Source organism: Pseudomonas sp. EL_65y_Pfl2_R96 (genome assembly GCF_963970905.1).
In the GTDB taxonomy this organism is placed as follows: Bacteria; Pseudomonadota; Gammaproteobacteria; order Pseudomonadales; family Pseudomonadaceae; genus Aquipseudomonas.
The window spans coordinates 1-222 of sequence record NZ_CAXAQH010000490.1 but is presented as its reverse complement, the minus strand read 5'-3'; the positions used below and the strand labels follow the sequence as shown (position 1 = coordinate 222).

General features: G+C 64.0%; 1 protein-coding gene. It reads left to right on the top strand.

Features of this window, described 5'->3' with window-relative positions; translation table 11 throughout:
• On the top strand, positions 1 to 222 hold a 222-nt coding region (locus AACY49_RS31715; protein WP_339528318.1), incomplete at both ends, for an immunoglobulin-like domain-containing protein.

Below are 222 nucleotides of genomic sequence, written 5' to 3'. Positions count from 1 at the left end.
CCGACACCACCGACACCTCGACCGTGAACCTGACCGCGACTTCGAGTGTGGCCGAAGGCGGCACCGTGGTTTACACCGCGTCCGTGTCCGCTCCAGTCACCGGTTCGCCAGTGGTTGTGACCCTGTCGAATGGCCAGACCATCACCATTCCGGTCGGCGCCAGCAGCGGTTCTGTCAACTTCGTTGCGCCAAATGATGCACTGGCCGGTGGCGGCTCCCTGA